Raw genomic sequence first — 16,521 nt, 5'->3', positions numbered from 1 at the left:
TTATTCCGTTTCCTTCGCCCAGAGGGCCATGGCGGCCTGGGCCCGCTCGGAGATGGCGGCGTAGCGCAGGCGCTTGTCGCGGATGGGCTCGGCCAGCGGGGGCAGCAGGCCCATGTTTGCGCCCATGGGCTGGAAGTTTTTGTTTTCGCTGGTGATGTAGCGGGTGAGCTGGCCCAGCATGGTGTCCGCCGGGGGCGCTTCGTAGCTGCGCCCGTTCAGCGCGGCCCAGAGGCTGCGGGCGGCCAGCAGGCCGCAGGCGGCAGACTCCATGTAGCCCTCGAAGCCGGTGATCTGGCCGGCAAACCACAGGTTTTCGCGGCCCCTGAGCCGCAGGCCTTCGGTGAGCAGCCGGGGGCTGTTCAAAAAGGTGTTGCGGTGCATCACCCCGTAGCGGGCGAATTCGGCGTTCGCAAGGCCGGGGATCATGGAGAACACCCGCTTTTGCTCGCCGAATTTGAGGTTGGTCTGAAAGCCCACGATGTTATAGAGGGTCCCCGCCTCGTTCTCCCGCCGCAGCTGGACGTTGGCCCAGGGGCGGTGGCCGGTGGCGGGGTCCACCAGGCCCACCGGGCGCAGCGGCCCGAAGCGCATGGTGTCCGCCCCGCGCCCCGCCATCACCTCGATGGGCATGCAGCCCTCGTAGACGGTGAGGCTGCCGTCGAACTCGTGCAGCCCGGCCCGCTCGGCGCCGGCCAGCGCGGCGTGGAAGGCTTCGTACTCCTCTTTGTTAAAAGGGCAGTTGAGGTAGTCCGCCTCGCCCCGGCCGTAGCGGCTGGCGGCGAAGATGCGGCTCATATCCAGGCTTTCGGCGGTGACGATGGGGGCCGCCGCGTCGTAGAAGGCCAGCTCGTCGCCCCCGGTGATGCCGGCGATGGCTTCGGCCAGCGCCCCGTCGGTGAGGGGGCCGGTGGCCACCAGGGTGGGAAGGCTTTCGTCCAGCTCGGCGGCTTCTTTGCGCACCACGGTGATGTTCGGCTGGCTTTCCACCAGCTGCGTCACCCCGGCGCTGAAGGCGTCCCGGTCCACGGCCAGGGCCCCGCCCGCCGCCACCCGCACCTTGCGGGCCACCGGCAAAAGGTGGCTGCCCAAAAGGTCCATCTCGGCCTTCAAAAGGCCGGAGGCGGAGTCCGGCCGGTCGGCCTTGAGGCTGTTGGAGCAGACCAGCTCGGCAAAGTTTCCGCTTTTGTGGGCGGGGCTTTTGCGGGCGGGCTTTTGCTCGAAGAGCTCCACCTCCACCCCCTTTTCCGCCAGCCACAGGGCGGCCTCGCACCCGGCGAGGCCCGCGCCCAGCACCCTGACCCTGCTCATTTGGCCACCTGGGTCTCGAACCCGCAGCCCTCTTTCGCGCAGTAAAGGCGGCTGCCTTTTTTGAACAGGGTGGCGCCGCACTTTTCGCAGGTCTGGGGCACCGGCTCGTCCCAGGTCATGAAATCACAGTTCGGGTAATTTTCGCACCCGTAGTAGACCCGGCCCTTGGCGCTGCGGCGCAGCAGCATCCGCCCGCCGCACCTGGGGCAGCGGCCGCCGGTGTCCTTCACCAGGCGCCGGGTGTTGGTGCACTCGGGGAAGCCCGGGCAGGCCAAAAACTTGCCGTAGCGGCCGGTCTTGATGACCATCTTGCGGCCGCACTTTTCGCAGATCTCGTCGGTCTCCTCGTCGGGCACCTTGATCTTCTTGCCCTCCATGTCCTTCTCTGCCTTTTCAAGGCTGGCGGCGAAGGGCTTGTAGAAGGCGTCGATGATGTCGTGCCAGTCGGCCTTGCCGCTTTCCACCTTGTCCAGGTTCTTCTCCATGTCGGCGGAGAAAGCCACGTCCACGATATTGGAGAATTCGGCCAGCATCAGCTCGTTGATGGTGCGGCCCAGCACGGTGGGCTTGAGCTTTTTCTGCTCCCGCTCCACATAGCCCCTGTCCACGATGGTGGTGATGATGGGGGCGTAGGTGGAGGGGCGGCCGATGCCGTTTTCTTCCAGCGCGCGGATGAGGGTGGCCTCGGTGTAGCGGGCGGGGGGCTGGGTGAACTTCTGCTCGGGGGAAAGCTGGCAGAGCTTCAGGGTCTGGCCCTCCTCCAGCGGAGGCAGGGCGGTCTCCTTCTTCTCCTTTTCGTCGGTGGCCTCCTCATAGAGGGCGGTGAAGCCGTCGAAGGTGACCACGAAGCCCGCCGCCCGGAACTGATAGCCGCCGGCGGTGATCTGGGCGGAGACGGTGTCCTGCTCGCAGTCGCTCATCTGGCTGGCGATGAACCGGCTCCAGATGAGGCGGTAAAGCTTGGCGATGTCGCCGGAGATGCTCTTTTCCGCCTCGTCGGGGGTCAGGGAGGGCACGCTGGGCCGGATGGCCTCGTGGGCGTCCTGGGCGGCGGTGGCGCTGCGGCTCTTGTAGGTGCGCTTGCCGGTGTAGACATATTTCTCGCCGTACTGCCCGCCGATGAACTCCCGCGCGCCGGCCACCGCCTCGTCGGAGATGCGCAGGCTGTCGGTGCGCATGTAGGTGATGAGGCCCAACGTGCCCCGGCCGGCGATGTCCACGCCTTCGTAGAGGGTCTGGGCGGCGCGCATGGTGCGGGTGGCGGTGAAGCCCAGCCGGCGGCTGGCCTCCTGCTGCAAAGTGGAGGTGATGAAGGGGGGCGCGGGGGCCTTTTTGCGGCTGCCCCGGGTGAGCCTGGTCACCGTGTAGTCCTTGCCCTCCAGCGCCGCCACCACCTCGGCGGCCTTGTCGCCGGTGGGGATCTCCAGCTTTTTGCCGGCGGCGGTGCCCCAGAGCCGGGCGGTGAACTTCTTGTGCCCGGCGGCGAGGGTGGCATCGATGTTCCAGTATTCCTGGGGCTGGAAGGCCTCGATCTCCTTCTCCCGGTCCACGATCAGGCGCACGGCCACGCTCTGCACCCGCCCGGCGGAGAGGCCCCGGCGCACCTTGCGCCACAAAAAGGGGCTGAGCTTGTAGCCCACCAGCCGGTCCAGCACCCGGCGGGCCTGCTGGGCGTTGAACAGGTCCATGTCGATGGCGCGGGGGTGGGCCATGCCCTCGGACACGCCCTTTTTGGTGATCTCGCCGAAGGTGACCCGGTTGGGCGCGTCCACCGGCAGGCCCAGCAGATAGGCCAGATGCCAGCTGATGGCTTCGCCCTCCCGGTCCGGGTCGGTGGCGAGGAAGACTTCGTCGGCCTTTTTGGCCTCGGCCTTCAGCTCCTTGATGAGCTTTTCCTTGCCCTTGATGTTGATGTATTGCGGCGCATAGCCGTGGTCCACGTCGATGCCCAGCTGGCTGGCGGGCAGATCGCGGATGTGGCCCATGCTGGCGGTGACTTCATAGCCGTCGCCCAGATATTTCCCAATGGTTTTCGCCTTGGCAGGCGACTCCACAATGACCAGTTTCGACATTTGCTTCTCCTTAACGGTTTCATTTGCGGCGGAACAGCCCGCCGGCGCAGCCCTGGGCCTTGCCCGCCACCTCCAGTTCCAGCAGGGCGGCCAGGGCGCTGCCCGCGTCCAGGCCCGCTTCGGCGGCCAGCGCCTCCAGCGGGCGGGGCGTCTGGGAAAGGCGCCCCAGCATGGCCTTCGCCCCCGGCGAGAGGGGCGGGGCCTTTGGCGCGGGGGCGGCGGGCTTTGCCCTTTGCCCTTCGAGGCCCAGGGCCTCCAGCAGCGCGCCGCCGCCGGTGGCCATGCGGGCCCGGCCTTCCGCCAAAAGGCGGTTGGTGCCGGCGCACACCTCGCTGAAGATGCCCCCCGGCACCGCCCACACCGCCCGTCCGTAACGTTCGGCGTGGCGCACGGTGTTCATAGTGCCGCTTTTTTCCCGCGCTTCCACCACACACAGCGCGTCGCTCAACGCGGCGATGAGGCGGTTGCGCAAAAGGAAGTTGCTGCGCCGGGCCGTTTCGCCCGGAAAAAACTCGCTGACGACCGCACCCGTCTGTTCCATCTCGGCCCGCAGGCGGCGGTTGGAGGCGGGGTAGGTCTGGTCGATGGCCGTGCCCAGCACCCCGATGGTGGGCGCGCCGGCAGCCACGGCGGCTTTGTGGGCCTCGCTGTCCAGCCCGTCGGCAAGGCCGCTCACAAGGCACACGCCCGCTTCGGCCAGCTCTTTGCCGATGCCGGCGGCGGCCTCCACCCCGTAGGCGCTGGGCCGGCGGGAGCCGATCATGCCCACGGTGTGCCCGGCGTTCAGCGCCGAAAGGTTGCCGGTGGCGAAAAGCGCCGGGGGCGCGTCCTCAATGTCCCTCAGGCGGGACGGGTAGTCATCGTCGGCCAGGGTGAGCACCTGGGCGCCCATGCGGGCGCAGCGCGCCTCCATGGGCGCAAAGACGGCGGGGTCGGTGGAAAGGCGGCTGCACTGGCCGGGGGTGAGCAGACCGGAGAGGTCCTCTTTGCCCACCGCTTCGGATACCTCCCGGGCGCTGCCGTAAACTTCCAGCAGGCGGCGGCAGTGGGGCGCGCCGGGCCCCAGCACAAAGGAAAGCCACAGCCAGTAACAAGCCTCGGTCATTGGCCCGCCCCCCGGAAGTGCCACAGCAGAACGCTGCCCGCCACGCCGGCGTTGAGGCTTTCCACCTTGCCGGTGATGGGGATGCGCACCGCCGCCGAGCAGGCGGCGACGGCCGCGCCGGACAGGCCCTGGCCCTCGCTGCCGATGACGAGGCACACCCCGCCGGGAAATTCGGCGGGCACCTCATCCAGCGGGCGGCTGTTGTAGAGGGCGGCGGCCAGCGCCGTCACGCCCTTTTGCCGCAAGGCGGCCAGCGCGTCGGGCAGATGGGGCGTGTGCACCACCTTGAGGCGCGCCGCGGCCCCCATGGAAGCCCGCAGGGCCTTGGGGCCGAAGGGGTCGGCGCAGCCGGGCGAGAGCAGCACGCCCTCGAAGCCGAAGGCGGCGGCGCTGCGCAATAGCGCCCCCACGTTGCCGGGGTCCTGCACCCGCTCCAGGGCCAGCAGGCGGCCGGGCACGGGCAGGTCCTCAAAGCGGGCGGCGGGGCGCTCAAAGACGCCGAACACCCCCTGGTGGGAGGCGCCTTCCGCCATTTTTTCGGCCACGTGCTCCTCCACCAGATAATTCTCCCGGCCGAGGTTTTCCAGCGCGGGGGTCTTTTGGAGGGCGGCGGCGGTATAATATATTACCTTTATGGGGCAGGCGGCGGCCAGGTCGGTGCAGAGCTTCAGGCCCTCCGCGAAGAAGGCGTTTTCGCCCCCGCGGAAGGCCGCCGAGCGGGCCAGTTTGCAGGCATATTTTATTTTGTCGTTTTCACGGCTGGTAATGCGGTCGGGCACTTCGCACCTCACAAGAAAAGCGCCGCGCCGAAGGCATGCCCCGGCGCGGGGCCTTTTGCTGTCAATACAAAGCGACGCCCGTGCGTGCGCGCGGGCGTTGCTCATTTTTTTATTTTACAGCGCCTTCTTGGCGGCCTCCACCAGGGCGGCGAAGCCGGCGGCGTCGTGGATGGCCATCTCGCTGAGCATCTTGCGGTTCAGCTCGATGCCGGCCTTCTTCAGGCCGTTCATGAAGCTGGAGTAGTTCATGCCCAGAGGACGAACGGCGTTGTTGATGCGGGTGATCCACAGGTTGCGGAACTGGCGCTTCTTCAGCTTGCGGCCGACGAAGGCGTAGTTGCCGCTCTTCATGACCTGCTGCTTGGCCATCTTGAAATGCTTGGATTTGCTGCCATAAAAGCCCTTGGCCAGCTTGAGGGTCTTCTTTCTGCGTTTGCGGGTCATCATCGCGCCTTTGATACGAGCCATTGTTCTATCTCCTTTACACAGTCACTTGTCGAATTTCAGAGTCCTTGCCTTTTAAAGACCTCAGGCGTAGGGCAGCATGGCCTTGACAGCGGCTGCATTGGTCTTGTCGGCGTAGGCGTTCTTGCGGTAGCCGCGCTTGATCTTGGTGGTCTTGCCGTGGCCGTTGAGCAGGTGGCTGCGGTAAGCATGGCCGCGTTTCACTTTGCCGGTCTTGGTGAGCTTGAAGCGCTTCTTCGCACCGGAATGGGTTTTGATTTTAGGCATTGTTCGTTCCTCCTAAGATTTTGTGTTACTTCTGCTGGGCGCCGGGCTTGGGGCTCATGAACATCTGCATGCTGCGCCCCTCCAGTTTGGGAGCCTTGTCGACCTGCGCGCCGGGCAGCGCGTCGGCAAAGCGCTTTTCCACCTCGAGGCCCAGGTTGGTGTGGGCCATCTCGCGGCCGCGGAACCGGATGGAGACCTTGATCTTGTGGCCCGCCTTCAGGAATTTCTCGGCCTGGTTGACCTTGGTGTTGAAGTCGTTGGTGTCGATGTTCAGGGAAAGGCGGATCTCCTTGATCTCAATGACCTTCTGGTTCTTCTTGGCTTCCTTTTCGCGCTTTTGCTGCTCGAAGCGGTATTTGCCGTAGTCCAGGATCTTGCACACAGGCGGCTGCGCCTGGGGCGCGATCTTCACCAGATCCAGGTCCTGCTCCTGCGCCAGGCGCAGCGCTTCCCGGCCGGACATGACGCCCAGCTGGCTGCCGTCCGCGCCGATCAGGCGGACTTCCCTGTCACGAATGGCCTCGTTGATCTCGATCTCTTTTTTGCCGTTGGTAGCGATTTGGATACACCCCCATATCATTTGCCCGGAAAAATGAACGCGGCTGCCGATCTCCGGCAGCCGCGCGAACACACAAGACACACCGCGCCCAGAGCGCGGCAGAACATCTTGACCCGGGCCCGTGGGGCCCCAAGGTGAGCGCGGCGGCAAACCGTCAGCTGCTTTCTTTACCCGAATAGCTTACCACGCCGAAAGGGCGCTGTCAAGCGGTTTTTGAAAAAATCATTCCAGAGGCACGTCGATCTCCCGCCCCAGGGCAAAACTGTAAAGCGTGAGCTTTTTGACCGGCTTTGCCAGCCGCCGCGCCGCCGCCGCCGCGTACATCCGCAGCTGGGCGGCGTAGGCCCTGACAAGTTCTTCCCCGCTTTTGCCCCGGTCGGTTTTGTAGTCCAGAATTTCCAGCCGATCGCCAAATTCCAGCACCACGTCCGCCACGCCCTGCACCAGCACCCGCGCGCCGGCGCCCGCCGCTTCGGGCGAGAGCTGTTCGGCGGGGATGGAGGTGATGAAGGCGTACTCCCGCAGGACCCTTTCGGCGGCCTGCATGCGGGCAAAGGCGTCGCTTTCAAAAAAGGCGTGCAGGGCCTTCCAGGGCAGGCTGTGGTGCTGCTCGGCGGTGAGCAGCTTTGCCTCCAGCTGGCGGCGGCCCTCCGCCTCGGAGTCTTTGGCCGCGGCGGCCAGGTCCGCGTGCTGCAAAAAGGCGTGCAGGGCGCTGCCCTGCTCGGCGCCGGTGAGCCCCTCTTTGTACATGAAGGCCGGCCGGGCGGGGATGAGTTCCTCGCCGGTGCGGGCCAGCGCCGTGACGCTGACCTTGGCGGGCACCGTTTGCAGCGCCGCACGCCCGCTGCGCCAGGCAAGGCGCTGGGCCAGCGCGGCGGCAAGGCCGGCGTCCGGGGCGGCGGCGGGCAGGCCCGCGGCAGCGGCGGGGGCGGGCTGGGCGTCCTCCGGCTGCTGGAAGGCGACGGTGAGGGCGCCGGCCAGGGGGCGGGGGCGCACCGGCACCGGCGCGTTCACCAGCCCCCGCAGGCATCCGGCGGACGGGTGGGTCAGCAGGGCCAGCAGCACCCAGTCCGCCCGGCTGGCGCAGTGCTGCAAAAGATAGGGCTGGCACCGGCCCGCGGCGGTGAGCTGGGCCGCCAGCCGCTCCAGCGTGCCCAGGGGGTTTTTCAGGCTCATGGTGAGCAGCAGCCTGTCCTTGGCGCGGGTGGCGGCCACATAGAACACCCGCATCTCCTCGCTGACGGCGTCCGCCGTCTGGGCGGCCTGCGCCGCCCGCAGGGGGGCGGTGGTGTAGGCGCCGCCCGTTCCCGCCCGCAGGGTGAGCCCCAGCCCCAGCCGGGGATGCAGCACCACCGGGGCGATGAGGTCCTCCCGGTTGAAGGGCCGGTCCAGCCCGGCGGCGATGACCACCGGGAATTCCAGCCCCTTGGAGCGGTGCACCGTCATGATGGACACGCACCCCGGGCGGCTCTGGCCCTGCTCGGGGCCGGGCACGCCGCCCTCCGCCAGGGCCGCGTCCATGGCGCGCACCACGCCCGCAAGGCCGTTTTTGCCGCAGTCCGCGGCAAAGGCGGCGAAGCGCCGAAGGTTCTGCCGCCTCGACCGGCCTTCCTCCATGGCGCCGGCGGCGGCAAGGCAGCCGGTGCGCAGGAAGATCTCCTCCATCAGCCGGTCCACCGGCAGGGTCTGGGCCAGACGCTGCAAAGCGCGCAGCCAGTCCATGAAGGCGGCGGCTTTGCCCCCGGCGGCGGCGCTCACCGCGCCGTAGAAGCTGCCGGCGGGCTGCGAAGTGCGCAGGCGCACCAGGTCGTCCGGCTCAAAGCCGCCAAGGCCCAGCATCACCGCCGCCAGATGCACGTCCTGGGCAGGGTTATCCAGCACGCGGACAAGGCTGGCCAGCGCCCGCACCTCCGGCGCGTCCAGCAGGTTTTCGGCCCGGTCCACATAGACAGGGATGCCCGCGGCTTCCAGCGCGTCGGCGTAAACGTCGAAGTGGGAGCGGCTGCGGGTGAGGATGCAGAAGTCCTCAAAGGCGGCGGGCCGCTCACCGCCCCGGCCGTCCCGCACGGTGAAGTTGGAGGCGGGGCCGGCCATCTCCCGGATGCGCCGGGCGATGAAGGCCGCCTCGGCGGCGGGGCCGCCGTCCCCTTCCACAACGTGCACCTCGCACCCGCCGGCGTAGCCGCCGTAGGCCGCAGGGCCGCCGAGGCCCGGCGCCAGTTTTTCGCCGGGGCCGTAGTCCACGCCGCCCACCTCGCTGCTCATCACCGCCTCGAAGATGGCGTTGATCCCGTCGATGACCCCCGGCGCGCTGCGGAAGTTGGCGTCCAGAAAGACCTTCTGGGGCCCGGCGCCGCCGTGGGGGGCGTAGCGGGCCAGCTTTTCCCGGAACACCTCCGGGTCCGCCTGGCGGAAGCGGTAGATGCTTTGTTTGAGGTCGCCCACAAAGAACAGGTCCTCGCCGCCGGGGGCGGCCAGGGCGGCGTAGAGGGCGTCCTGCAGGGCGTTGGTGTCCTGGTATTCGTCCACCATCACCGCGGCGTACTCCCGCCACAGCTGGTCCGCCAGTTCGGTGCGCCGGCCCTCGGGCGTTTGCAGCAGGCGCAGGGCCAGGTGCTCCACGTCGCTGAATTCCAGCAGCTTTTCCTCGCATTTTGCCTGCCAGAAGCGGGCGATGAAGTCCCGCTCGGCCCTCGCCAGCGCGGCCACCAGCGGCGCGGCGGCCGCCCGGTCGGCGGCGAGCCCCGCCCCGGGGCAGACGAACACCGTGTCCTGCAGGCGGGCAAAAATCTTTTTCAGCACGTCCCGCCGGGCCTTGATGCGCTCGGCATGGCAGCCCTTGTAGCCCCGCGCCGCCTTGAGGGGCTGGTAGCGGAGGGTGCGGAAGGCGTCGAGGATGCCGTCCCAGGGGGCGGACGCCACGGCGGCCTCCACCGCCCGGGCGGCGGCCACGTCGCTTTGCAGCGCGGGCAGGTAGTTGCCCAGCTCCCCGTCCCCTTCGGCCTCGGCCAGGTTTTCCTGCGCCAGCGAAAGGGCGCACTTTGCCCCCCGCGCCCCCTCGGCCCGCAGGGCTTTGCCCCACTCGGTGGCGTCCAGCGGGCGGTCGGCCGCCCAGTCGGCGGCCATCTTGTCCAGGCTGGCGTCCGGGAAGGGCATGCTGGAAAGAAAGTCATAGAGCTGTTCCAGCACCCGGGCGGCCTGCTTGTCGCTGCGGCCCTTGCCGTACAGGTCGGCAAAGGCGCAGAAGTCCGGGTCGGCGTAGGCGTTTTCCAGCGCGGCGGCCAGCGCCTCGGCCCGCAGGCGGGCCAGCTGGGGCCCGTCGGCGGTGGAAAAATCCGGCGGGATATCCAGTTTGCCGAAGTGGGTCTGCACCAGCTGCAGGCAGAAGGAGTCGATGGTGCCGATGCTGGCCCGCTGCAGCAGCATGCGCTGGCGGCGCAGCCAGGCCGAGCCGGGGTGTTTGAGCTGTTCCTCCGCCAGCCGGGCGGCCAGCTTTGCCCGCAGGCTTGCCGCCGCCGCCCGGGTGAAGGTGACGATGAGCAGCCTGTCGGCGGGCACGGGGTCCTTGTCCCGGGTCAGCAGGCGGGCGGCCCGCTCCACCAGCACGGCGGTCTTGCCGCTGCCCGCGGCGGCGCTCACCAGCAGGGCCGAGCCCTCATGGTCGATGGCGGCCCGCTGGTCCTTTGTGAACTGCATGTGCCCTTCCCCCTTTCATTCCTGCCGGCGGCAGACGTTCCGGTAATCGCAAAAGCGGCAGTGGGTCTCTTTTTTGCGCCCGGCGGCCAGCGGCTCGGCGGCGATGCGCCCGGCGTAGAGCTCCTCGGCCATCTGCACCACCAGGCGGTCCAGCTCGCCCTCCAGCTTCGCCAGCTCCTCCACCGAGGTGAGGGCCTCGCCCAGGCGGGGGTTGCCCGCCTTGTCAAAGCGCACCGGCACATACAGGCCGGTGGCAGCGCTGTCCATGGCGGAGAGCACCCCGGGCTCGTTCACCACCACGCCCTCCACCTTGTAGTCGAGGCCCCCGGCGGCGGTGTTCCGGTCGGCGCGGGCGGGGGCCGGGTCGGCCATCAGGTAGAGCACCCCCGCCGGGGCGGGGTCCTGGAAGGCGCCGCCGGAATTGCGCACCAGCGTGAACAGATACACCAGCATCTGGCAATTGAGGCCCCGGCGCACGTCCTCCAAAAGGAACTCCTTGCTGCCGGTCTTGTAGTCCACCACCCGCAGCCAGGTCCTGCCGCCCTCGCGGCAGGCGTCCACCCGGTCGATCTTGCCGATCATGCGCACCGTCTCGCCGGTCTTGGTGGTGAGCACCACCGGCGGCACCTGGCCCGGCCCGTCGCCGATGCCCAGCTCGAAGGCCACCGGGCGGAAAGACCCCTGGCGCTGCTCGGCCTGGATGAAGGCCAGCAGGGCCGCGGCGCTTTTTTGCAGCCGCCGGATGAGGTATTCAAAGCGGGCCCCGGCGCCGGGCATGTTGGCGGCCACATACTCCCGGGTGACGGCGGCGGCAAGGCCGGCCAGCTCCGCTTCCGAGAGGTCCACAAAGCCCTCCCCCGCCCGCTTCAGGGCCTGCTCCAGGATGTAGTGCACCAGGGTGCCGGTCTGGTCGGCGGTGAGGGCCGCCTGCCTGCGGGGCCGCGCGCCCAGCACGTATTCCAGGAAATAGGCGAAGGGGCAGGAGTAATAGCGCTCCATCCGGCTGGGGGAAAGGCGCATATTCGCGCCCAGCAGGCGGCGCATGGCGGCGGTGTCCCGCACCTGGAAGGGCTCCGCCAGCGCAGCCCGGCGCACCGGGGCCAGGGCGGCCCGGCCCTCTTCGCTGCCCTCCACCGCCTCGTAGAGGGCGGCGGTGGCGGGGCTGTGCACATCCCAGCTTTCGCCCAGCAGGTCCAGGGCGGCGGCGGGGGCGGCGGCCAGATCCGCCGTTTCCAGCGCGGGGGCGGCGGGTTCCAGGCGCGCCTTTGCCTCGGCCAGGGCGCTGGTCATAGGCAGGGAGGCCGGGCCCGCGGCCCAGCTCATCCACACCCCTTTGGCGGCGGCGGTGAGGGCTTTGTAAAAGCACACCTGCTCGCGCACCATGCGGTTTTCAAAACAGTCGGGCATCTCCACGCCCTGGCGGATGAGGGCGTCCCGCTCGGCGTGGGTCAGAAGGCCCCGTTCGCCGGGGGCGGCGGGGAACTCCCCTTCCGCCAGGCCCAGCACGAAGCAGTAGTCCGGCTCGTCCAGCCGCATGCGCCCGGCGGTGGTGAAGATCACCGCGTCCAGGCTCTGGGGGATGTGCCCCAGGTCGGTGGTGCGGGCCAGCAGGTCGAACAGTTCGCCGTACTCGGCGGCGGGCAGGGTCTCGTCCCCCAGCAGCAGGGCCATCTGGTCCAGCAGGTCCGCCGCCAGGTCCCACACCCGCACCGCCTCCTCGGCGGCGGGGATGCCCTCTTTCTGCTTCAGCGCCTCGGCAGAGGCGGTGAGCTTGTCCTCCGCGCCCAGGGCCAGCATGGTGCGAAACAGCGTTTCGCACAGCGCGGCGGCGGGCTTTTTGCGCGCCGAGGCCGCGAAGTTTTCCAGCACCGGGGCGAGTTTTGCCCGGGCGGCCTCCGCCAGCGCCAGCTGCTCGGCGTCGGCGGGGCGCATCTCGCCCCCGAAGCCCGCGGGCGAGAGGGTGAAGGGCTGCTGCCACTGGGCGGCGGACAGCTGCCAGGTATAAGCGTAGTTTTCCAGCGCGCAGAGCTCGGCCTCCGAGAGGCCCGTCAGGCCGGTCTTGGCCACCGCCAGCACCGTCTCGGTGGAAACGCCCCGGCGCGCGATGCTCAAAAGCGCCTTCACCAGCCGCAGGGGCGCGGCATGTTCGGCGCTGGCGGGCTCGTCGAAGAAAAGGGGCACGCCCGCCAGCCGGAACTCATAGCGCACGGCGGAAAGGTACTGGGAGGCGTCCCGGCAGATGACCGCCATTTTTCCATAGGGCACCCCCGCCCGGGCCAGCTTTGCCACCGCGGCGGCGGCCAGCTTGGCCTCGGCCTGGCGGTCCTCCGCCCGCAGCAGGGTGAGCTGGCCGGGGCCGGCGGGGCCGGGCGCGGGCATGTCCCCCGCCAGCAGCGCCGCCAGCCTCGCCAGGTCCGGGGCGTTTTTGTGGCGTTTGTCCTCGGCCAGGATCACCGGCGAAGCCACCGCCGCGCCGTTTTTGCGGGCCATGGCCCGCAAAGCGCCGGCCATCTTTTTTGCCCCGCTGAACAGGCCCAGGCCCCCTTCCCGGTCCTCCAGCCCGTCGGCGCACAGGGCCACCGTGATGGACGGGGCGCATCGGAGCATGGCCTCCAGCATTTTGCGCTTGGGGGCGTTGAAGGTGTCGAACTCGTCGATGAACACCTCCACCCCCTCGAAAAATTCCGGCGCAATGCGCTCGGCGGCGGCGGCCACCCGGTCGGTGGGGTCCATGGCAGAGCCTTCAAGCAGGGCCTGGTAGGCGGCGTAGACCCCCGCCAGCTCCCGCAGTTTTTCACCCGAAGCGCCCGCGCCCGCCGCCAGCTGCTCCAGCTGGGGGGCGCTGATGCCGGCGCTTTTCAGCTCGTCCAGGGTCTCGGCGCACTTTTCGCAGAAGGCGGTGCTGCGCCGGTGGCGGCTGTAATAGCGCACGGTGTCGCCCATAGCCTCCAGCGCCCGGCGCACCAGCACCGCGCGGCCCGCGTCGGTGAGGGTGCGCACCGCCGCGCCGCCGTAGGTGTTCAGCAGCTTTTCCGAAAGGCTGGTGAAGCTGTGGCTCTCCACCCAGCCGGAGTATTCGTCCCCCAAGAGGGAATAGATGCGGTTCTCGGTGCTGGAGGTGAACTGCTCCGGCACCAGCAGCAGGCTGCGCCGGCCGGCCTGGGCCCGCGCCCTGATCCGCCCCAGCAGATAACTCGACTTGCCGCTGCCCGACGGCCCCAAAACCAGTTGCAGCATGAACGTCCCTCCCTGCGAAAAAATCTCCTAAAGCTATCATACGCAGGAAGGGGCGGTTTGTCCACTTGGCGGGCGGGGATTTTTTGCCCGCCGCCTCTGGCAATTCCCCGCCCGGTGCGTTATAATGGGGAAAAACCACCGGAAAAGAGGTCAATATCATGCCCGGACTTACCATGGAGACCGCCCGCCGGCTGCTGGCGTCCACCACCACCGAGGACCATCTCTTGGAACACGCCATCGGCGTGAGCGCCGCCATGGGCGCCATGGCCCGCCACTTCGGCGCGGACGAGGAGTATTGGAAAGCGGTGGGCTACCTGCACGACTATGACTACGAGCAGTTCCCCGAAGAGCACCTGCACCACACCGCCGAGCCCCTGCGGGCAGCCGGGGTGGACGAGGAGACCATCCGCGCCATCCTGGCCCACGGGTGGGGTCTGTGCACCGACGTGAAGCCCGAGACCGACATGGAAAAAAGCCTGTTCACCGTGGACGAGCTCACCGGCCTGGTGGGCGCCACCGCCCGCATGCGCCCGGGCGGGCTGTCTGACCTGGAAGTTTCCAGCGTGAAGAAGAAGTTCAAAGACAAGCGCTTCGCCGCCAAGATCGACCGGGCGGTCATCCAGCAGGGCTGCGACCTGCTGGGCATGGACCTGGCCGACGTGATCGGCCTGTGCATCGAGGGCATGCGCGCCGAGATGGACGCGCTGGGCCTTGGCCCGAAGGAATAGATCGCAGCCGCAAGGCGCCCCGCCGGCAAAGGAGCAGGCGGGGCGAAGCCTTCTGCGGCCAAGGCTTTTAAAAAACGGGCTCCGCCGGCCATGCGGCCGGCGGGGCCCGTTTTCGCCTTTCAGGCGCGCAGGGTGCCGTTGAAGGCCATCACCAGGGCGCTCCAGGTGGCGGGGCCGACCTTGCCGTCCTCTGCAAGGCGGGCCAGCCGCTGGAAGGAGCGCACCGACGCGGCGGTGGCGCTGCCGAACCGGCCGTCGATGGTCACCTTGGGCACGACGCCGCCCAAAGCGGACAGGTAGCTCTGGACGCAGCGCACCGAATCGCCGGTGCTTCCCTGCCGCAGAAGGCCGGGGTAGCGGGGCAGCACCGGGGTGGGCGCGCCCGCCAGCACCTGGCTGTACACCTTGGCCAGGGCGGCGAAGGTGTTGCGGCCGAAGGCGCCGTCGATGCCCAGGGCGAACTGCCGCTGGAACTGCTTGAGCGCCGCCGCGCTGGCGCTGCCGAAGGCCCCGTCCGCGCTGATGGAAGCGATGGCGGTGTAGACCTGGCGGATGCGGATGAGCTTCTGCTGCATGCTCTTGACCACCGCGCCCCTATCGCCCGAGCGGGCGGTGACGCCGCAGAAGACCTCCCCCGCGCCGCGGATGTCCGCGAAGGCGCCGTAGAGGGCGTTCCAGGTGGAGGGCCCCACCTGGCCGTCGGCGGAAAGGCCCGCCACGGTCTGGAACGCCTTCACCGCGTTCGCTGTGCCGCCGCCGTATTTTCCGTCCACCGACACCGGCGGCACCTGGGGCCAGCGGCTGTGCGCCCCGTTCAGCCAGGTCTGCACCTGGGCGGAGTCCGGCCCGGAAGAGCCGTTTCTCAAAACTGTTCCGAAATAGGGCGGCATCGCGGTGGCGGCGGCCCGTTCAATGGTTGCCATGATTCGCATCCCTCCTTGCCCCATTGTATGACCGGGGGCCGGGAAGGGTGCGCCGCGCTCAGCCCCCCGCTTCGCCGGTGAGGTGCTCCAGCCATTCCAGGGCGGCAAAGCGCACCTCCACCTTGGGCGATTCCACCAGGTTCTGCTGGGCCTCGGTGGGATACACCGCCGCCTCGCCGGCGGCGGGCAGGCACAGGCCGGGGTAGAGCACGCAGAACCAGTTTTTGCCCGCGTGGGCCCCCAGCTCCACCCGCAGCGCGTCGTAGACCCCGGCGGGCAGGGTGAAATCCTCATAACAGGTGGTGTCGAAATACATCTCGGTGAGGTAGACCCGGGCGGAAAGACTGCTGCCCTTCTCTTTCAGGGTGCGCTCCACGCAGGCCTGCAAGCGGGGCAGCGACTCTTCCGCGATGCGGCGGGCGTCCGCCTCGTCCTTTGCGCCGGCGAAGAGGGCGGCGGCCTCTTCCAGCACCGCGTCCCGCACGGTGAGCTTGAGGGCCTGGTCGGCCTCGGAGTCGGAATTTGCCTGCACATGCAGGCGCAGGGTGTTCGTCCGGACCTCGTCGGCCAGGGCGCAGAAGCTGGACATCCAGCAGGTAAGCGCCACGGCCAGGAGAAGGCCCAGCCCCGCGCTGAATTCCAGCGCCGCCCGGCGGCTGAGGCGGGCATGAAGATGAGGGAACAAAAAAACACGTCCTTCCTTTTGGTAACATCTGCCAAAAGTATAGGCGTGTTTTTTGCGGTTTATTCAGCCCCGGCGCTTGGGCGGTGGCAGCACCCGCGCGCCGCCCCGGTCGGGGCTGGCCAGATACACCTGGCGGTACTCCTTTGCCAGCGCGGCCCGGGCCGCCTCGGCCCGCTCGGGGTCGTCGAACACCCCGAACACCGCCGCGCCGCTGCCGGTCATCAGCGCCTGTTTCGCGCCGTTTTGCACCAGCAGCTCCTTGATATGGGGCGTCTCCTTCGCGCCGCTGCACTCCTCCAGGGCGTTGCCCATGGCGGCGCACAGGGCGGCCAGGTCCCCCGCGCGCACGGCGGCCTCGGCGGCCTCGCCGTCCGGGTGGATGGTGCTTCCCACCCGGTCGTAGGCGGCGAAGGCGGCGGGGGTGCTCACCCCCACGCTGGGCATGACCGCCACAAAGCGGCAGTCCGGGCAGGGGGGCAGCGGCCGCAGAAGGTCGCCTTTGCCCTGCACCCGGCAGGTGCCGCCCAGCAGGGCGAAGGGAACGTCCGCCCCGAGGGCCGCCCCGAGGGCGCACAGCTCGCTCATGGAGAGGCGCGCGTCGTAGGGGGCGTCGAGCCCCAGCAGCACGGCGGCGGCGTCGGCGCTGCCGCCCGCCATGCCCGCCCGCACCGGGGCGGCCTTGCGCACCTCCATCTCC

Annotated in this window: 13 protein-coding genes; 1 reads left to right on the top strand and 12 read right to left on the bottom strand. The window is 68.9% G+C overall.

Annotation, left to right across the window (positions count from 1 at the left end; all coding sequences use genetic code 11):
• The 9 genes from trmFO to ACH2AT_RS06070 form a co-directional block, all read right to left on the bottom strand.
• Positions 1-1,308 (bottom strand): methylenetetrahydrofolate--tRNA-(uracil(54)-C(5))-methyltransferase (FADH(2)-oxidizing) TrmFO, encoded by a 1,308-nt coding sequence (gene trmFO / locus ACH2AT_RS06110; protein WP_394964361.1) that lies wholly within the window; start codon positions 1,306-1,308, stop codon positions 1-3.
• The gene (gene topA / locus ACH2AT_RS06105; protein WP_394964359.1) at positions 1,305-3,380 is read right to left on the bottom strand and encodes a type I DNA topoisomerase; all 2,076 of its coding nucleotides are present in this window, start codon (positions 3,378-3,380) and stop codon (positions 1,305-1,307) included. The genes trmFO and topA overlap by 4 nt, the downstream gene beginning before the upstream one ends.
• A 19-nt stretch (positions 3,381-3,399) precedes the next feature.
• Positions 3,400-4,485, bottom strand: a complete 1,086-nt coding sequence (gene dprA, locus ACH2AT_RS06100) for a DNA-processing protein DprA (RefSeq protein ID WP_394964357.1) — start codon at positions 4,483-4,485, stop codon at positions 3,400-3,402.
• A complete protein-coding gene (locus ACH2AT_RS06095) occupies positions 4,482-5,264 on the bottom strand; it encodes a TrmH family RNA methyltransferase (protein ID WP_394964355.1) in 783 nt (260 codons plus the stop codon). The genes dprA and ACH2AT_RS06095 overlap by 4 nt, the downstream gene beginning before the upstream one ends.
• A 114-nt stretch (positions 5,265-5,378) precedes the next feature.
• Positions 5,379-5,732 (bottom strand): 50S ribosomal protein L20, encoded by a 354-nt coding sequence (gene rplT, locus ACH2AT_RS06090; protein ID WP_394964353.1) that lies wholly within the window; start codon positions 5,730-5,732, stop codon positions 5,379-5,381.
• Positions 5,733-5,792: 60 nt separating this feature from the next.
• Complete coding sequence (gene rpmI, locus ACH2AT_RS06085) at positions 5,793-5,996, bottom strand: 50S ribosomal protein L35 (RefSeq protein ID WP_177521333.1); 204 nt, start codon at positions 5,994-5,996, stop codon at positions 5,793-5,795.
• Positions 5,997-6,021: 25 nt separating this feature from the next.
• Entirely contained in the window at positions 6,022-6,576 is a 555-nt protein-coding gene (infC, locus tag ACH2AT_RS06080; protein ID WP_394964351.1) for a translation initiation factor IF-3, read from the bottom strand.
• Between the two features lie 201 nt (positions 6,577-6,777).
• A complete protein-coding gene (locus ACH2AT_RS06075) occupies positions 6,778-10,251 on the bottom strand; it encodes a UvrD-helicase domain-containing protein (RefSeq protein WP_394964350.1) in 3,474 nt (1,157 codons plus the stop codon).
• 15 nt (positions 10,252-10,266) lie between these two features.
• Positions 10,267-13,488 (bottom strand): PD-(D/E)XK nuclease family protein, encoded by a 3,222-nt coding sequence (locus ACH2AT_RS06070; protein ID WP_394964348.1) that lies wholly within the window; start codon positions 13,486-13,488, stop codon positions 10,267-10,269.
• A 158-nt stretch (positions 13,489-13,646) separates the two neighbouring features.
• On the opposite strand from ACH2AT_RS06070, the gene ACH2AT_RS06065 reads away from it, so the two are divergent.
• Positions 13,647-14,216, top strand: coding sequence for an HDIG domain-containing metalloprotein (locus ACH2AT_RS06065; protein ID WP_394964346.1), 570 nt, complete (start codon positions 13,647-13,649; stop codon positions 14,214-14,216).
• A 119-nt stretch (positions 14,217-14,335) separates the two neighbouring features.
• Here ACH2AT_RS06065 and ACH2AT_RS06060 read toward each other — a convergent pair whose 3' ends face one another.
• The 3 genes from ACH2AT_RS06060 to ACH2AT_RS06050 all read right to left on the bottom strand — a co-directional run.
• The gene (locus ACH2AT_RS06060; protein ID WP_394964344.1) at positions 14,336-15,139 is read right to left on the bottom strand and encodes a peptidoglycan-binding protein; all 804 of its coding nucleotides are present in this window, start codon (positions 15,137-15,139) and stop codon (positions 14,336-14,338) included.
• 58 nt (positions 15,140-15,197) lie between these two features.
• A complete protein-coding gene (locus ACH2AT_RS06055) occupies positions 15,198-15,824 on the bottom strand; it encodes a stage II sporulation protein R (RefSeq protein WP_394964342.1) in 627 nt (208 codons plus the stop codon).
• A 63-nt stretch (positions 15,825-15,887) separates the two neighbouring features.
• Positions 15,888-16,521: 4-(cytidine 5'-diphospho)-2-C-methyl-D-erythritol kinase (locus ACH2AT_RS06050; protein ID WP_394964340.1), on the bottom strand; the 634-nt coding region annotated here is incomplete at its 5' end.

This window comes from Candidatus Allofournierella excrementigallinarum (assembly GCF_944388085.1).
In the GTDB taxonomy this organism is placed as follows: Bacteria; Bacillota; Clostridia; order Oscillospirales; family Ruminococcaceae; genus Allofournierella_A; species Allofournierella_A excrementigallinarum.
This window is presented reverse-complemented; position numbering and strand designations above follow the sequence as displayed.